This window comes from Lentibacillus cibarius, assembly GCF_005887555.1.
In the GTDB taxonomy this organism is placed as follows: domain Bacteria; phylum Bacillota; class Bacilli; order Bacillales; family Amphibacillaceae; genus Lentibacillus; species Lentibacillus cibarius.
In genome coordinates, this window is the sequence record NZ_VCIA01000001.1 from 3,463,676 (window position 1) to 3,480,507 (window position 16,832).

General features: G+C 41.6%; 15 protein-coding genes and 2 pseudogenes. All 17 read left to right on the plus strand.

Features of this window, described 5'->3' with window-relative positions; genetic code table 11:
* Positions 1 to 9: 9 nt before the first annotated feature.
* The 17 genes and pseudogenes from infB (at position 10) to FFL34_RS17095 (ending at position 16,789) form a co-directional block, all read left to right on the plus strand.
* Positions 10 to 2,307 carry a translation initiation factor IF-2 gene (infB, locus tag FFL34_RS17015; RefSeq protein ID WP_411712887.1) on the plus strand — a complete coding sequence of 766 codons (2,298 nt, stop codon included), beginning with the start codon at positions 10 to 12 and terminating at the stop codon, positions 2,305 to 2,307.
* On the plus strand, positions 2,304 to 2,582 hold the full coding sequence (locus FFL34_RS17020) for a DUF503 domain-containing protein (RefSeq protein WP_138604506.1): 279 nt from the start codon (positions 2,304 to 2,306) through the stop codon (positions 2,580 to 2,582). Before infB ends, FFL34_RS17020 begins: the two co-directional genes overlap by 4 nt.
* Before the next feature lie 38 nt (positions 2,583 to 2,620).
* A complete protein-coding gene (rbfA, locus tag FFL34_RS17025) occupies positions 2,621 to 2,962 on the plus strand; it encodes a 30S ribosome-binding factor RbfA (RefSeq protein ID WP_138604507.1) in 342 nt (113 codons plus the stop codon).
* Between the two features lie 92 nt (positions 2,963 to 3,054).
* Complete coding sequence (gene truB, locus FFL34_RS17030; RefSeq protein WP_138604508.1) at positions 3,055 to 3,948, plus strand: tRNA pseudouridine(55) synthase TruB; 894 nt, start codon at positions 3,055 to 3,057, stop codon at positions 3,946 to 3,948.
* A gap of 16 nt (positions 3,949 to 3,964) precedes the next feature.
* On the plus strand, positions 3,965 to 4,903 hold the full coding sequence (locus FFL34_RS17035; RefSeq protein WP_138604509.1) for a bifunctional riboflavin kinase/FAD synthetase: 939 nt from the start codon (positions 3,965 to 3,967) through the stop codon (positions 4,901 to 4,903).
* Between the two features lie 139 nt (positions 4,904 to 5,042).
* A complete protein-coding gene (gene rpsO / locus FFL34_RS17040; protein WP_138604510.1) occupies positions 5,043 to 5,312 on the plus strand; it encodes a 30S ribosomal protein S15 in 270 nt (89 codons plus the stop codon).
* Positions 5,313 to 5,723: 411 nt separating this feature from the next.
* The gene (gene pnp, locus FFL34_RS17045; protein ID WP_138604511.1) at positions 5,724 to 7,844 is read left to right on the plus strand and encodes a polyribonucleotide nucleotidyltransferase; all 2,121 of its coding nucleotides are present in this window, start codon (positions 5,724 to 5,726) and stop codon (positions 7,842 to 7,844) included.
* Positions 7,845 to 8,394: 550 nt separating this feature from the next.
* Positions 8,395 to 9,350: pseudogene (locus FFL34_RS17050) on the plus strand (polysaccharide deacetylase family protein).
* A gap of 32 nt (positions 9,351 to 9,382) precedes the next feature.
* Positions 9,383 to 10,603, plus strand: coding sequence for a M16 family metallopeptidase (locus FFL34_RS17055; protein WP_138604512.1), 1,221 nt, complete (start codon positions 9,383 to 9,385; stop codon positions 10,601 to 10,603).
* A 61-nt stretch (positions 10,604 to 10,664) separates the two neighbouring features.
* On the plus strand, positions 10,665 to 10,895 hold the full coding sequence (locus FFL34_RS17060) for a YlmC/YmxH family sporulation protein (protein ID WP_138604513.1): 231 nt from the start codon (positions 10,665 to 10,667) through the stop codon (positions 10,893 to 10,895).
* Positions 10,896 to 11,023: 128 nt separating this feature from the next.
* Complete coding sequence (gene dpaA, locus FFL34_RS17065) at positions 11,024 to 11,908, plus strand: dipicolinic acid synthetase subunit A (protein WP_138604514.1); 885 nt, start codon at positions 11,024 to 11,026, stop codon at positions 11,906 to 11,908.
* Positions 11,908 to 12,492 carry a dipicolinate synthase subunit B gene (gene dpaB / locus FFL34_RS17070; RefSeq protein ID WP_171046422.1) on the plus strand — a complete coding sequence of 195 codons (585 nt, stop codon included), beginning with the start codon at positions 11,908 to 11,910 and terminating at the stop codon, positions 12,490 to 12,492. Before dpaA ends, dpaB begins: the two co-directional genes overlap by 1 nt.
* A gap of 58 nt (positions 12,493 to 12,550) precedes the next feature.
* Entirely contained in the window at positions 12,551 to 13,597 is a 1,047-nt protein-coding gene (gene asd / locus FFL34_RS17075) for an aspartate-semialdehyde dehydrogenase (protein ID WP_138604516.1), read from the plus strand.
* Positions 13,598 to 13,614: 17 nt separating this feature from the next.
* Positions 13,615 to 14,846 (plus strand): annotated as a pseudogene (dapG, locus tag FFL34_RS17080) (aspartate kinase).
* 37 nt (positions 14,847 to 14,883) lie between these two features.
* Positions 14,884 to 15,759 carry a 4-hydroxy-tetrahydrodipicolinate synthase gene (gene dapA, locus FFL34_RS17085; RefSeq protein ID WP_138604517.1) on the plus strand — a complete coding sequence of 292 codons (876 nt, stop codon included), beginning with the start codon at positions 14,884 to 14,886 and terminating at the stop codon, positions 15,757 to 15,759.
* Positions 15,760 to 15,851: 92 nt separating this feature from the next.
* The gene (locus FFL34_RS17090) at positions 15,852 to 16,586 is read left to right on the plus strand and encodes a ClpP family protease (protein ID WP_138604518.1); all 735 of its coding nucleotides are present in this window, start codon (positions 15,852 to 15,854) and stop codon (positions 16,584 to 16,586) included.
* Positions 16,583 to 16,789 carry a YlzJ-like family protein gene (locus FFL34_RS17095; RefSeq protein WP_181954913.1) on the plus strand — a complete coding sequence of 69 codons (207 nt, stop codon included), beginning with the start codon at positions 16,583 to 16,585 and terminating at the stop codon, positions 16,787 to 16,789. Before FFL34_RS17090 ends, FFL34_RS17095 begins: the two co-directional genes overlap by 4 nt.
* Positions 16,790 to 16,832: the final 43 nt, after the last annotated feature.

The window sequence follows — 16,832 nt, forward strand, 5'->3', positions numbered from 1 at the left end:
ATGAGCAAAATGCGCATATATGAATATGCAAGGCAGAATAACACAACCAGTAAAGAAGTAATCCAGCAACTTAAAAATCTAAATGTAGATGTTAAGAACCACATGTCAACTATTTCTATTGAAACGATTGTGGAACTTGATAAAAAGTTTGCACCAAATGAGAACGGAAATAAAACTTCCAGTAATGATAAACAACAGACAAACAATCCAAAAAACAATAAAAATGAAAGCGGACGGCGTATGAATAAACAACAATCAAATAGCAAGCCCAATAAGCAACATCAGCAAAATCAAAATAAAAAACAGGCTTCACCTAATCAGCGAAACCAGGAAAGCCAAAATAAACAGCAGATTTCTCAAGGGCAGCAAAACCAAAAAAATCCGAACAAAAAACAGGCGCCACAGGGGCAACAAAAACGTGGCGACAATCAAAAGCGACAGGATCAACAAAAGAAAAAAGGTCGCCAGCACAAGAATCAGCAACATAACCGCAACCATAATAAAAACCAAAACACGAATTCAGCACCAAAGCAACAGAAACCTGTAAAGAAATTGCCGGAGAAAATCACGTACAGTGAAACACTGACCGTTGATGAACTAGCTGCTAAATTGAATAAGGATGCATCAGAAATAATCAAAAAGCTTATGTTTCTTGGGGTAATGGCTACCAAGAACCAGGACCTTGATGATGATGCAGTTGAATTAATTTGTGATGAGTTCGGTGTCCAAGTGGAGAAGGAAATTATCCTTGAAGATACTGATTTTGATAAATACCGTGAAGAAGATGATGAAGCTAATTTAATTGAACGACCCGCCGTTGTAACGATTATGGGCCACGTCGACCATGGTAAAACAACCCTTTTAGACGCAATCCGTCATGCAAAAGTGACAGAGGGTGAAGCAGGTGGAATCACACAGCATATAGGTGCTTATCAGGTAGAAAATGATGGAAAAAAACTAACCTTTCTTGATACTCCAGGTCACGCTGCATTTACCAGTATGCGCTCCCGTGGTGCTCAGGTAACTGATATTGCTGTTTTAGTTGTTGCTGCTGATGATGGTGTCATGCCACAAACAGTTGAGGCAATTAATCATGCTAAGGCTGCTGAAGTCCCAATTATTGTAGCCGTCAACAAGATGGATAAAGAAGGGGCGAATCCGGACCGGGTTATGCAGGAGCTGACAGAGTACGAGTTAATCCCTGAGGACTGGGGAGGAAGCACTATCTTCGTCAATATGTCCGCAGCCAAACATGAAGGTATTGATAGCCTCCTGGAAATGCTTGTCCTTGTATCCGAGATGGAGGAGTTAAAGGCTAATCCAAAAGCCAACGCGTTCGGGACGGTTATCGAGGCCGAGCTTGATAAAGGAAAAGGGCCTGTTGCGACATTACTAGTACAAAACGGCACACTGAATAAAAGTGATTCCATTGTAGTCGGCAGTACGTTTGGTCGAGTTCGCGCAATGGTCAATGATGAAGGTAAACGTGTACAGTCAGCTGAGCCATCAACCCCTGTGGAAGTGACTGGATTAAATGATGTGCCGCAAGCAGGAGATCAGTTTCTCGTTTTCAGTGATGAGAAGAAAGCGCGTCAGGTCGGTGAAGCACGACAGCAAAAACACATCCAAGAAACACGGTCGGAAACAACGAAAGTCAGTGTGGATGACTTGTTTGAACAAATTAAACAAGGCGAGATGAAGGAGATTAATGTTGTCATTAAGGCTGACGTGCAGGGATCGGCCGAGGCACTTGCATCCTCACTTGAAAAGATTGATGTGGAAGGTGTCAAAATCAAAATTATTCACACTGGCGTTGGTGCTATTAAAGAATCGGATATCATTCTTGCTTCCGCATCCAATGCCATTGTCGTCGGATTTAATGTACGTCCCGATGTCAACGCTAAAAAAGCTGCCGATACGGAAAAAGTGGATGTTCGATTGCATCGCGTCATTTACAAGGTGATAGAAGAAATAGAAGCAGCAATGAAAGGCATGCTTGACCCTGAATATGAGGAAAAAGTGATTGGGCAGGCTGAAGTAAGGGAAACATTTAAGGTATCAAAGATTGGTACGATTGCGGGTAGTTATGTGACAGATGGAAAAGTAACGCGCGATTCAGGTGTGCGCCTTATCCGTGACGGCGTCGTCCAATTTGAAGGTGAAATTGATACCTTGAAACGATTTAAAGATGATGCAAAAGAAGTTTCTCAAAACTATGAATGTGGTATAACGCTCAAAAACTTTAATGATATTAAAGAAGGCGACATACTTGAAGCATTCGTCATGGAAGAAATTGAGCGCACATGATTGTTTACGCTGAAGTCGAATGTATGCTGTATGAAGGCCAATCTTTAAAACAAAAACGTTCCGTCATCAAGCGCGTCATGGCTAAATTACGGAATGACTTAAATGTAGCCGTCACGGAATTAGATTATCACGATTTGTGGCAGCGGACAAAATTGGGCATCGTTACGCTCTCTAATCAAAAGATGCATGCTGAACAAGTGATACAGGAAGCATTAAGAATAATGGATGCATTTCCTGAATTGGAACGCACCATTACAGATGTTGAGCAATTTTAGTACAGAGGCAGATCGTCATATTAACTGAGGTGAGCAAAATGGGTGATATTCGTTCAAATCGTGTAGCGGAACAAATGAAAAAAGAACTGGGTGAACTCTTGAGTCAAAAAATTAAGGATCCACGTGTTGGATTCGTGACGGTTACTGATGTGGAAGTTACCGGTGATTTACAACAGGCTAAGATATTTATCTCCGTACTGGGTAGTGAGGAAGAGAAGCACGAAACGCTTGTTGGCTTGGCAAAAGCGAAAGGGTTTATCCGTTCAGAAATCGGCAAGCGTATACGATTGAGAAAAACACCGGAAATTACATTCGAATTTGATGAAGCTTTTGATTACGGTAATCGTATCGAGAAAATTTTACGCGACTTAAATAATTGAACAGCAGCATGGGATGTAATCTGACTCGTTAGCGGCTAATGAGTCAGATTTTTTCCGTGTACACTAACTAGTGATAGATAGGAGGTGGCGATATGAACGGCATTTTACCTTTATGGAAACCAAAGGGGATGACCTCACATGATTGTGTTATGAGGATCCGAAAATTGTTGCACATAAAGAAAGTTGGACATACAGGAACGCTTGATCCGGAAGTTGAAGGGGTGTTGCCGGTCTGCATTGGTCAAGCAACAAAGATTGTTCCGTTTTTGAGCGACATCACCAAGACCTATATTGCTGAAATTAAGCTCGGGGCTGCTACAGATACAGAGGACAGTCATGGGAAAGTTACCGAAGTCAAAAGTGTGACGCCCCCTCTTTCTCAACAGGCAATCGAAAACGTGTTACAATCGTTTAAGGGTGAAATAACACAAATCCCTCCGATGTATTCTGCTGTAAAAATCAAGGGTAAGAAACTGTATGAATACGCGCGCGCCAATGAACAGGTTGAACGCCCAAAACGTCAAGTGACAATTTTTGATTTGGAACTCGGTGAAGGAGGAATCCAAGAAGACTCCTTCTGGGTACGGGCCGTTTGTTCCAAGGGTACATATATACGGACGTTATGTGTGGATATTGGTGCGGATTTAGGGTATCCGGCACATATGGGTACGTTGTATAGAATAGAATCAGGTGCCATCAATCAAAAAGACACTGTTACATTCCAAGATGTCGAACAGGCGATTGAAAATGGTACACTTGATTGGATACTGCTTCCAATTAATCGTGGACTGGAACACATGGAACGGCTCTTCGTGGATGCCGATACAAAAAAGCGCATCCTTAATGGACAAAAGCTATCAAAACCCAGTATTGCACCGGAAACTGATCCCTTTCTGATCATGTATGACGATCAAGTATTGGCCGTCTATCAGACTCATCCGAAAGACGCTGACGTGATGAAGCCGGTTCGGGTTTTCAATGATTGAAAGTAGGTGAATCTAATTGCAAACGATTAAGTTAACTTATCCTCACACATTACCATCGGATGAACTACCGGAAACAGTAGCAGCTATTGGTTTTTTTGACGGGGTCCATAAAGGTCATCAACAAGTGATTCAGGCTGCGATAGCTGAGGCAAAAGCCCGGCAGATGCAAAGTGCGGTGATTACCTTTCACCCACATCCGTCCGTTGTATTGCGAAAGGATGTACAGCATGTCAAATATATAACTCCTTTACAGGAAAAACAAGAGATATTGCAGCGTTTAGGTGTTGATCGTCTTTATGTTATTACATTTGATAAGACTTTATCTTCGCTTGAACCACAAACCTTCATCGATGAATTCATCATAGCAATGAATATTAAACACCTTGTGTCAGGATTTGATTTTTCATACGGGTATAAAGGACGTGGAAATGTACATACCATACAGAATCATTCTCGAGGCTTGTTCACTTTCACAGCCATTGATGAAGTGAAAATGGATAATGAGAAGATAAGTTCAACAAGAATAAGAGAGTTGCTAAAAAATGGTCAGGTCGACAAAGCCAACACACTACTCGGTAGGCCTTTAACAGTTCGTGGCATCGTAAAAGAAGGTGATAAGCGCGGCAGAACAATTGGTTACCCAACAGCAAACCTGGATGTCAGTACGGATGCACTGCTTCCAAGAGTGGGTGTTTATGCTGTTAAGGTTCTATACAAGAACGAAGTATACAAAGCAATGGCTAGTCTGGGCTATAATCCTACGTTCACTGCTGACAGAAAAGAACCGATTATTGAGGTTAATATTTTTGATTTTAATAATGATTTGTATGGTGAATCGTTAATCCTTGAATGGCACAAATTCATACGGGATGAGGAAAAGTTTAATAGCGCCGATGAACTGGTGAAGAAAATAGAAGACGATGAGTGCCGCATACGGGACTTTTTTCATCATTAGTCGTAAAAAAGCAATATAACTCTTGCATTCTAAATAAAAAAGATGTACCCTTAATATCGTAAACCATCTCTTGGCAATTCGTAACTCCGGCGCTTGCTGGGAGACTGGGGATAACATATAATTCATGGAGGTGAGCCTAATGGCTATCACAAAAGAACGTAAGAATGAAATTATAAGTGAGTTTAAAGTTCATGAAAATGATACTGGTTCTCCGGAAGTGCAAATTGCTGTCTTAACCGATGAGATTACAGCGTTAAATGAACATTTACGTTTTCACAAGAAAGACCACCATTCCCGCCGCGGTCTTTTGAAAATGGTTGGTAAACGTCGTAACTTACTTAACTACTTACGTAAAAAAGACGTTACGCGCTACCGTGATTTAATTAAAAAGCTCGGCCTACGTCGATAAGAGCAAAACTCAGAAAGCAGGAGGAATCCTGCTTTTTTTCACTTTAGTAAAGGATAGTTGTTCTTTCGCTTACCATTCCTGGTATTCCCGAATACCTTAAAAGTAGGTTCAGAAAGGACAGGCTACAGTCGTCCCTTCCTTGACCTTTTTCAAAGATAAGAAACTATAAAATTTCGCGATATAACTTTTACTTGCAAGGTAAGGCCACATCCGCTTCGACGCACAGGACGTGCTAGTGCAGGCGCCCGGACAGGACGTCGCGTTCTTAGCCTGCAAGGGCGCTTGCGCCTTTGTTCATGCAACCAAAACTTTTCTGACGGATGATTCCACATAATGATACATAAAATTTACATTTACGCCCATTAACTATAAAATGAGGGTAGAAAGTTTTTGAAGGGAGTTCTATGACTAATGAAAGAAGTGAAAAAAACGTTCTCCACGGAAATAGCAGGGAGAACATTTACCGTTGAAACTGGAGAACTGGCAAAACAAGCAAATGGTGCTGCTATGATTCGTTACGGTGACACATCCGTACTATCGGTGGCAACAGCATCCAACGAACCAAAAGATTTACCATTTTTCCCATTGACTGTAAACTATGAAGAACGTTTGTATGCAGTAGGAAAAATTCCTGGAGGTTTCATTAAACGAGAGGGGCGTCCAAGCGAAAAGGCAACATTGACCTCCCGATTGATTGACCGTCCAATTCGTCCCCTTTTCCCGGATGGCTACAGAAATGAAGTGCAAGTTATTAGTACAGTCATGAGTGTTGATCAGGATTGTTCCTCTGAAATAGCAGCTATGATTGGTTCATCGATTGCACTTTCCATTTCAGACATACCGTTTTCAGAACCAATAGCTGGGGTTCATGTTGGTCGGGTTGACGGCGAATTCATTATCAACCCTACTGTAGAACAAGAAGAAAAAAGTGATATTGATCTGACAGTCGCAGGAACGAAAGATGCCATAAACATGGTTGAAGCTGGAGCTGACGAAGTACCTGAAGATACGATGTTAGAAGCGATTATGTTTGGTCATGAGGAAATTATCCGGATCATTGAATTTCAGGAGAAAATTATTAAAGAAGTTGGTATGGAAAAACAGGAATTCCAAGCGGAACAAGTTGGTGATGATTTGGTTGCCAGCGTGGAAGCTGAAGCAAAGGATAGATTGGTTGCGGCCATCCAAACAGAAGGTAAACATGCCCGCGATGAAGCGATAAGTACGGTGAAAAATGACGTCCTTGCCTCTTTTGAAGAGGAAGAAGAGGATGAAACTGTTCTGAAACAAGTTGCTTCGATTCTGGATGATATGGTCAAAGCAGAGGTACGCCGGCTAATAACGAAGGAAAAAATTCGTCCGGACGGGCGCCAAGTTGATGAAATTCGCCCTTTATCATCACGTGTTAGGGTATTACCGCGAACACATGGGTCTGGGCTATTCACCCGTGGACAAACCCAGGCATTAAGTGTGTGCACACTTGGCGCGCTTGGCGATGTACAAATTTTAGATGGTCTTGATTTAGAAGAATCTAAACGGTTCATGCATCATTATAACTTTCCACAGTACAGTGTAGGGGAAACAGGGCCAATCAGAGGGCCGGGCCGTCGTGAAATTGGTCATGGTGCTTTAGGAGAACGCGCACTTGAAAAAGTAGTACCGTCTGAAAAAGCCTTTCCGTATACGATTCGTCTTGTTTCGGAAGTGTTAGAATCGAATGGTTCGACATCACAGGCAAGTATCTGTGCAAGTACCTTAGCAATGATGGACGCGGGGATTCCGATAAAGGCTCCGGTTGCAGGTATAGCGATGGGGCTTGTGAAATCAGGTGATGATTATACGATACTCACAGATATACAGGGTATGGAAGACGCACTTGGTGACATGGACTTCAAAGTAGCAGGAACGGAACAAGGTGTTACAGCGCTGCAAATGGATATCAAAATTGAAGGTTTGTCTAAAGAAATCTTGGAAGAAGCATTATCACAGGCTAAAAAAGGACGTATGCAGATACTTGAATCGATGTTAGCAACAATTGGCGAACCAAGGTCACAGCTATCCGAACATGCGCCAAAAATTATGACCATGAATATCAATCCGGATAAAATTCGGGACGTTATTGGTCCGAGTGGAAAACAAATCAATAAAATCATTGATGAGACTGGCGTAAAGATTGATATTGAGCAGGATGGCAGTGTTTTCATTTCTTCTCCGGATGCCGAAATGAATCATAAAGCAAAACAGATTATTGAGGATCTGATCAGGGAAGTTGAAGTTGGACAAGTGTATCAGGGTACGGTAAAACGAATCGAGAAATTTGGCGCGTTCGTCGAGCTCTTTAAAGGTAAGGACGGCTTAGTCCATATTTCGGAATTGGCTGAAGAACGGACAAACAAAGTAGAAGATGTGGTTTCTGTTGGCGATCAGATTAAGGTAAAAGTGAAGGAGATTGACAATCAGGGACGTGTTAATTTATCACGCAAAGCGATCTTGAAAGAAGAGCGGGAAAAAAGCGAAACATCACATTCATAAACAAAAACAAGAAGCTGGAACCCCAGTTTCTTTTTTTATTGACTCAGCTTTCGCAACCTGAGATGAACACATAAGACTTGAAGGAATGAAGAAAGCTTGACATATACTACGCTAGTTGACTTTTTGGATGAATGATTCGTTATTTATCATCACATTTGATATATAATGCGACGTAATTTTGTATGAGTGTTAAACCGCCGCTGCGGTGATTTTCCGCGAGGAGGCTGAAGCCGTGCCCGCGGAAAGCATCCGCCCGCAGCGATCCCGGACGGTGATCGAAAAGTCGTCGTATTTATAGAAAACACTTCAGTAATTACGTCGCATCATATATCTTTTGTGTACAAAAAATAACCTTTTAGAAATCAAGGTTGTGGGGGCGAGGCAACAGTTAGAAGCGTTTCAAGTTTGCCTCAGTTAACTGTTTCATCTTAATTTTTTGGTGCGAAAGTTGAGTTTATTGTGTTATCCTCTATTGCTCTTATTTGCCGTTTCAGTTTACGATACATATCTTGTCCTACCCTTTCATACGGATGAATAAGGGGGGATATGGATGCACCGTTACCGGCAAATTATACATGTATGTGTCTTTATATTGCTTGTTTACGTGTCGTTTGAAAATGTATATAATCCATTCGAGACAAATGAGGCAGCCACGTTTTCTCATACTGTCAGTGAGGTTACGCAGAAGGAAGACCCGCTATACCGGGAAATAAAACAAAAGCGGTCGAATTATGAGGAAGAACCCGACAATGCTGTAATTGATAAAGTGTGGAAAAAAATGCCGGGCCGAAATGGGTTGAAAGTGAATGTTACGAAGTCATATAAGAAAATGAAAAAAGAGGGGAATTTTGACGAGTCACTTCTGGTACATGAGCAGGTCCCTCCGGAAATAAGTATGGACGAACTGCCTCCAGCACCGATTTATCGCGGTCACCTGACAAAAACATGGTAGCATTACTGATAAATGTGGCGTGGGGAGCGGAATATATTCCATCCATGTTGAACACATTAAAGGAAAACCATGTCAAAGCAACGTTTTTTGTTGACGGCAGTTGGGCTAAGGCAAACGTTGATTACGTCAAAATGATTAAAGAACAGGGACATGTTATCGGTAACCACGCCTACAATCATCCGGATATGTCGCGCTTATCCGGTCAGCAAATAAATGAACAATTGACACGGACGAATGAAATTATTGAAGCCATTACAGGAGATATACCAAAATGGTTTGCCCCGCCAAGCGGAAGCTACTCTGATCAGGTAGTCGAAATAGCAGCAAAGCAAGATTTAGAAACCATTTTATGGACGACTGATACAATCGATTGGAAGAATCCGTCAGTTTCTGTTATGATGAATCGGGTAATGAGCAATGTCCATCCTGGAGCCACAATTTTAATGCACCCCACAGCATCGGTTGCTAAAGGGCTGGACTCACTTATTTCAGGTATCCAGAATAAAGGATATAAAATTGGTACAATCGATGAACTGTTAAGTGAAAAACGATAATTGGGGCAGAATGTCATTTAGGAGGATGAATTTTGGTTGAAAAGTATACGAGCAACAATGGACTTCGGATCGTCCTGGAGAAAATTCCTGCTGTTCGGTCGGTAACTATCGGCATTTGGATAAAGACCGGTTCAAGGAATGAAACAGAAGAAATAAATGGAATTTCACACTTTTTGGAACATATGTTTTTTAAGGGAACTAGCAAGCGATCCCCGCAAGACATAGCAGAAGCCTTTGATGCAATTGGGGGGCAGGTAAATGCATTTACATCAAAAGAGTATACCTGTTTTTATGCAAAAGTGATAGATACCCATAAAGAACATGCTTTGGAGATATTGACTGACATGTTTTTTAATTCAACCTTTGACGAAGAGGAAATGGAACGGGAGAAAAAGGTTGTACTAGAAGAGATTAAAATGTATGAAGATACACCGGATGATATTGTACATGATGTGCTTGCGCGTGCTTCGTTCGGCCAACACCCATTGGGCTATCCTATTTTAGGAACAGAAAAACATTTAGAGTCATTTACACGGAGAAGCCTAAAACAATATATAAATGACTGTTATACACCTGATAATGTGGTTGTATCCATTGCCGGCAATGTGGATGATTCCTTCATTCGTACAGCAGAGGATTATTTTAGCGGGTTTGAGGCGAAATCCGGGAAAACCGAAATCCAGCGGCCAGGATTTTTAGGAAATAACATCGAAAAAACGAAAGATACAGAACAAGCGCATTTATGTTTAGGTTTTAATGGACTGCCTGTAGATGATGAAAATATGTATAGTTTAATCATTATGAATAATGTATTGGGTGGCAGTATGAGTTCACGGCTTTTCCAGGAAGTAAGGGAAAAACAAGGGCTGGCATATGCGGTGTTTTCTTATCATGCGGCTTTTTTGGACAGTGGACTCCTGACAATCTATGCGGGCACTGGCAAAGACCAGTTGCCACAATTGAAGGATATCATTCATAAAACAATTGATGAACTAATGCGAGATGGTCTGACAGATAAGGAATTAATCAACAGCAAGGAACAACTGAAAGGTAATCTGATGCTCAGCTTGGAAAGTACCAGCAGCCGAATGAGTCGAAATGGAAGAAATGAGTTGTTATTAAACCGGCACCGCTCGCTGGATGAAATGATCCAGGAAATTGATGATGTCGATCATGAAAAAATCCGTCATATTATTGATTCAGTTTTTCAGCAATCACCATCAAGTGCATTAATTGCCCCGGCTCCAGCCTGATAAGCATAGTATCAGATTACCGGAATATGTATGGAGTAACCACGTCTATGGGGGCGATCATATGCGTTATAAAGATATCAGCGGCAAAGAAATAATTGACGTTAATGAAGGTGCACGACTCGGTGTGTTAGGTCAGACAGATCTTGAAATTGACGAAAAAACAGGCCAGATAGAATCGTTTGTTATCCCAAGTTATAAATGGTTCGGATTGAAAAAAGAAGGTGCTGAAACGACCATCAGGTGGAGCTCCATCCGTAAGATCGGCGAAGATATGATTATGATTGAGTCGTGACAAACTCGTTTAAGCCAGTATCATTAATGATACTGGCTTTTTTTGGTGTGTTTAATCACTAACTTGCGATTTGCACATAAGCTATAAAAGAATTGAAATAGCAAGATGTGTGGAGGGAAATTAAACGAATGACTCAACAAATCGCTGTAATAGGTGGAGATGCACGTTATTTGGAATTAATTCGTCAGCTGCAGGTATTGCCGGAATTAACCATCCACTTAATAGGATTTGATAAATTAGAGCAAGGATTTACAGGGTTACATCAGACAGATTTTGATGATTTGGATCAGGGTCAGCTGGATGCCATTATTTTACCGATTACCGGAACCGATCAGGAAGGATATGTGGAGACGGTTTTTTCCGATAAAACTATTCAGCTGACTGAAGATTGGTTTAGTGGATTGAAAGATACTTCTATTGTATTTACAGGGATTTCCAATTCGTATTTAGATGCCGCGGCAGGACGTTCTAATGTGGAACTTATTCCTTTACTCGATCGGGATGATGTTGCTATTTATAATTCAATTCCAACCGCGGAAGGCACGATTATGAAGGCAATCGAGCATACTGATTATACCATTCATTCATCGCGAGTGATTGTTGTCGGATTTGGAAGAGTTGGTACTACGGTGGCAAATAAGTTCGCAGCTCTCGGTGCCAAAGTGTCTGTTTGTGCCAAAAGTATTATGGATCTCGCCAGGATAACCGAGTTGGGACACACTGCTATTCCATTTCATGAGCTGCATGAACATACTGGTGAATGTGATTTACTCATTAATACGGTACCGGATCGAGTTGTAACAAAAAATGAAATCCAACACCTTCCACCTCATGGGATTATCTTTGACCTTGCATCTAAGCCGGGTGGAACGGATTTTGATTATGCTGAACACCGAGGTATTAAAGCAATATTGGCCAAAAGTTTACCGGGCGTTGTTGCTCCGAAAACAGCCGGAAAAATATTGGCCGATGTCATTAAACAATTTCTAATCAAACGAGGGGAGAATCAATAATGGGATTAGAAGGAAAACGAATCGGATTTGGTGTTACCGGATCACACTGTACCTATGATCAAATATTCCCGCAGCTTGAAAATCTGATGAAAGCCGGAGCCGAGGTTGTACCGGTTATTTCCTACACCGTTCAGAATACTGACAGCAAGTTTGGCTATGCAGCCGATCATGTCGCCAGGATTGAATCGATTACTGGCAAACGTGCCATTAGAACAATCCCTGAAGCTGAACCGCTTGGACCGGACTTTCCGCTTGATTGTATGGTAATAGCTCCATTGACCGGAAACTCCATGAGCAAGCTTGCCAATGCGCTTACAGATACGCCGGTGTTAATGGCTGCAAAAGCAACGATTAGGAATCAAAAACCAGTTGTGCTCGGTATAGCTACTAATGACGCACTTGGAATGAATGGTGTAAATCTGATGCGCCTTATGGCTAGTAAATATTATTACTTTATTCCTTACGGTCAGGATAATCCAAACAAAAAGCCCAATTCGCTTGTTTCTGACATGAGTCAGCTATCCGCTACGATCGAATCGGCACTACAACATGAACAGATTCAACCAGTCATTATTCCGCATTAAAGGCAAAAATATGGTACAATAAAATGAATCTATCAATTTCAGTGAGGTGTCAGAACAAATGGGGAACAAAGCAGCTTTTAATATTGCGGTTGTAGGCGCTACCGGCGCGGTCGGTCAAAAGATCATTCAGCTATTGGAAAAGAGAAATCTTCCTATAAATCAATTGAGGCTTCTGTCGTCCAAGAGGTCAGCAGGAAAAAGACTGTTCTTTAATAATCAGGAGATAACGGTTGAGGAAGCAACACCTGAAAGTTTTGCGGATGTTGATATAGCACTGTTTTCTGCTGGTGGATCGGTTTCTAAAAAACTTGCGCCGGAAGCGGTGAAACATGGTACCGTTGTAATTGATAATACTAGCGCTTTTCGGCTTGATGAGAATGTTCCACTTGTCGTTCCGGAAGTAAATGAAGAAGATTTACAGTCACATAATGGTATCATTGCTAATCCGAATTGCTCCACGATACAGATGGTTGCGGCGCTGAAACCGATACAGAAAGCTTTTGGTTTGACACGTGTCATCGTATCAACGTACCAGGCGGTATCAGGGGCAGGCAATGAAGCATGTAATGAACTTGAGGAACAGACAAAACAATATATGAATGGGGAAGAATTGACCTCGGAACTGTTGCCGGTTAAAGGAGATTCAAAGCACCTTCCGATTGCGTTCAACGCCCTGCCCCAGATTGACGTCTTTCAGGATAATGGTTACACGTTTGAAGAAATGAAAATGATCAATGAATCCAAAAAAATTCTACATGACGAAAAACTTCAGGTAGCAGCTACTTGTGTTAGATTGCCTCTTTTCACGTCCCATGCAGAAAGTGTGTATGCTGAAGTTGGGCAGAATAATCTTAAAGTAGCAGATATATGGAAAGTTCTCGATGGAGCTGATGGTGTCACTTTGGAAGATGATCCTGAAACACAGACGTATCCGACACCGCTAAGTGCCACGGATAAAGAAGATGTTTTTGCAGGTCGTGTTCGTAAAGACTTGGATAATGACAATGGTTTTCATTTCTGGGTAGTGTCTGATAACCTAATCAAAGGTGCTGCATTGAACACCATCCAAATTGCTGAACGATTAATTCATCATAAATGGCTTTAAAAGATTGAGGTGGAATAATGCAGATAATGGTTCAAAAATTCGGGGTACGTCTGTACAATCCGAAGAAACTCGAAATCATGTCATTCAGCATATAAAAAATTCTTTGATGAACAATTATAAACTAGTCGTCGTTGTATCTGCATTAGGGAGGAAACCAGCTCCATATGCAACGGATACATTGCTGGAGCTGGTTGACTTTCCAAAGAATTACAATTCCAATCGCGAATTGGATTTACTCATGTCCTGTGGTGAGACAATTGCGTCAGTTGTACTTTCAAATGAGCTGCAGAAGCATCATATCAATGCCGGGGCGCTGACAGGAGCGCAAGCCGGATTTATAACAAATGACGATTTCACAGAGGCTAAAATTAAGGAAGTGAAACCGGATCATTTGCTTGAAGCATTTAAACAACATGATGTTATTGTTGTAGCGGGTTTTCAAGGCCGTACAGAGCGTGGAGACATAACAACTATCGGTCGTGGCGGTAGTGACACAACCGCTGCTGCTGTTGGTGCGGCATTGAATGCAGAAAGCGTTGAAATATTTACCGACGTAAATGGAGTAATGACAGCAGACCCAAATATGGTTTCTTCAGCCAGGCCATTGGATATTGTGACCTATACAGAAATATGCAACCTGGCATACCAGGGCGCCAAAGTAGTCCACCCAAGGGCTGTGGAGATTGCCATGCAGGCAAAAATCCCCATGCGTGTTCGATCCACTTATGTTGAGGATGAAGGCACGCTTATAACAGCTTCACGGGTGCAAGAGCTTGGTACAGATATTTCTGATCGCCTAATTACTGGCATTGCCCATATGTCTTCGATAACACAAATAAGAGTCCAGACGAAAGAAGAAACACACCGGCTCCAGTCAGATGTTTTTAAATCAATGGCTGAAGCAGGGATTTCCGTTGACTTTATTAATATTTCTCCGACTGGTGTTATATACACTGTTCCGGATGCACAAACAGAAAAAGCAGTGCATATTTTAAAGACACTGGGCTTTTATCCGGAAATTACGCAAAACTGTGCCAAGGTATCCGCCGTTGGAGCTGGAATGACCGGGGTGCCAGGTGTTGCATCACGAATCGTTCAATCACTTACCAGTGCAGGTGTCCAAATACTGCAATCTGCAGACAGCCACACGACTATTTGGGTGTTAATCCATGAACAAGATTTAAAAATGGCTGTTAATGCACTGCATGATGTTTTTGAACTTGATAATGTAAATAAAAAACCTGTTTAATTCCGTTTTTGGAATTCTTAAGGAAAGGTGTCATTTAATGGACTTTGGTAGGATTTTAACCGCGATGGTAACTCCATTTGATGAGCATGGTCAAATTGACTTGGATAAAACAGATCAATTGATTGAACATTTGCTTGACAACGGAAGTGACGGACTCGTTGCAGGCGGAACAACCGGTGAATCACCTACACTTACCAAGCAAGAAAAAATAACCCTTTTTAGGCACATCGTTAAAACGGTGAATAATCGTGTACCAGTCATTGCTGGAACGGGAAGTAATGATACAGCTGCTTCCATAGCTTTGACAAAAGAAGTTGAAACACTAGGTGTCGATGGAATCATGCTTGTTGCGCCATATTATAATAAACCCAATCCTGAAGGGCTTTACCAGCATTTTGCAGCAATTGCACGTGAAACCACCTTACCGGTTATGCTGTATAACATCCCGGGGCGTTCCGTTGTGAAGATGGATGCTGATACGATTATTCGTTTAAGTGAAATGGAGAATATCGTTTCGGTAAAAGAGGCTAGTGGTGACCTTGATCAGGTGTCTAAGATTATTGAGCATACAGCTGATGATTTCAGTGTTTATTCCGGTGAGGACAGTATATCGCTGCCAATGATGTCTGTTGGTGCCGATGGCGTTGTTTCGGTTGCATCACATATTGCCGGAAATGAAATGCAGGATATGGTTCATGCTTATCAACTAGGGGAAACGGTAAGGGCTGCATCAATTCATCGTAAGTTGGTACCAATTATGAACGGCCTGTTTGCCCAACCTTCACCAGCACCGGTTAAAACGGCATTGAACATGAAAGGGATTGATGTCGGAAATGTCCGCCTTCCGCTTGTGTCACTCACCGATTCAGAAAAAGATACGTTAAAAAATTTGCTTAAAAATATCGGCATTTAAATGCCGATATTTTTCGTTTGTCTGCATGGTTCTTTTCTTCTTTGTTCATACTAATTTTAGTGGGATGAGCATGTAAAAAGGAGTGACCATAAATGGAAAAAGAACCAGAAAAGAAAGGTGATCAGAACCAGGGTGATCAGGCGAATAATTCGTCATTAGTACAAAAGATACAGCAGTTGGGCCAATCCAATGTCCCGCAAGCACCTGATTCCAATATTCATGTACTGTCAATTATTGGGCAGATTGAGGGACATGTACAGCTACCCGCACAAAATAAGACGACAAAATATGAACACATGTTACCGCAGCTTATCGCTATCGAGCAAAATCCTAAAATAGAGGGGTTAATTGTTTTGCTTAATACAGTCGGTGGTGATGTGGAAGCAGGTCTAGCCCTGTCAGAAATGATTGCATCCATATCAAAACCAACTGCTTCCATTGTTTTAGGTGGCGGCCATTCCATAGGTGTACCAATCGCTACTGCTGCAGATTATTCGTTTATCACGCCAACAGCGACGATGACTATTCATCCTATCCGATTAAATGGGCTGGTCATCGGTGTACCGCAGACATTTGAATATATGGATAAGATGCAGGACAGGGTAGTTGACTTTGTAACCCAGCATTCTAATATTAAGGAAGAGAAATTTAAGGAACTCATGTTTGCAAGAGGGAACCTGACTAGGGATATAGGAACGAATGTCGTCGGTGATGATGCCGTCGAATATGGATTGATTGATGGTATCGGTGGTGTAACAGAAGCCATGCAAAAACTGAATGAAATGATTGATGAGAATAAAGGGCCAGAAGAGCAGGTGATTCAATGATTTTATATACGCCTCTTTCGGAAACAGACATTTTTCCTGTTTCCGAACAAGAGCTTAATAAGCGACACTGTGTATCGCACAAAGGTAAGCAATTATTTGTTGAGGAATTAGAAGATGGACAATACCAATTATTGCAGCTAATTTCGACGGATCCAAATGATTTTATGAATGGTGACTACACCCCTGGAACTATTTTAAAGTAAACCATACGTCAAATGGTGATAATTGTGTTATAATGGAACTAAT

Bases quoted from the DNA above. Each gene is read 5' to 3' on its own strand.
- infB (WP_411712887.1), top strand. From the start codon at position 10: ATGCGCATATATGAATATGCAAGGCAGAATAACACAACCAGTAAAGAA.
- FFL34_RS17020 (WP_138604506.1), top strand. From the start codon at position 2,304: ATGATTGTTTACGCTGAAGTCGAATGTATGCTGTATGAAGGCCAATCT.
- rbfA (WP_138604507.1), top strand. From the start codon at position 2,621: ATGGGTGATATTCGTTCAAATCGTGTAGCGGAACAAATGAAAAAAGAA.
- truB (WP_138604508.1), top strand. From the start codon at position 3,055: ATGAACGGCATTTTACCTTTATGGAAACCAAAGGGGATGACCTCACAT.
- rpsO (WP_138604510.1), top strand. From the start codon at position 5,043: ATGGCTATCACAAAAGAACGTAAGAATGAAATTATAAGTGAGTTTAAA.
- pnp (WP_138604511.1), top strand. From the start codon at position 5,724: ATGAAAGAAGTGAAAAAAACGTTCTCCACGGAAATAGCAGGGAGAACA.
- FFL34_RS17060 (WP_138604513.1), top strand. From the start codon at position 10,665: ATGCGTTATAAAGATATCAGCGGCAAAGAAATAATTGACGTTAATGAA.
- dpaA (WP_138604514.1), top strand. From the start codon at position 11,024: ATGACTCAACAAATCGCTGTAATAGGTGGAGATGCACGTTATTTGGAA.
- dpaB (WP_171046422.1), top strand. From the start codon at position 11,908: ATGGGATTAGAAGGAAAACGAATCGGATTTGGTGTTACCGGATCACAC.
- asd (WP_138604516.1), top strand. From the start codon at position 12,551: ATGGGGAACAAAGCAGCTTTTAATATTGCGGTTGTAGGCGCTACCGGC.
- dapA (WP_138604517.1), top strand. From the start codon at position 14,884: ATGGACTTTGGTAGGATTTTAACCGCGATGGTAACTCCATTTGATGAG.
- FFL34_RS17090 (WP_138604518.1), top strand. From the start codon at position 15,852: ATGGAAAAAGAACCAGAAAAGAAAGGTGATCAGAACCAGGGTGATCAG.
- FFL34_RS17095 (WP_181954913.1), top strand. From the start codon at position 16,583: ATGATTTTATATACGCCTCTTTCGGAAACAGACATTTTTCCTGTTTCC.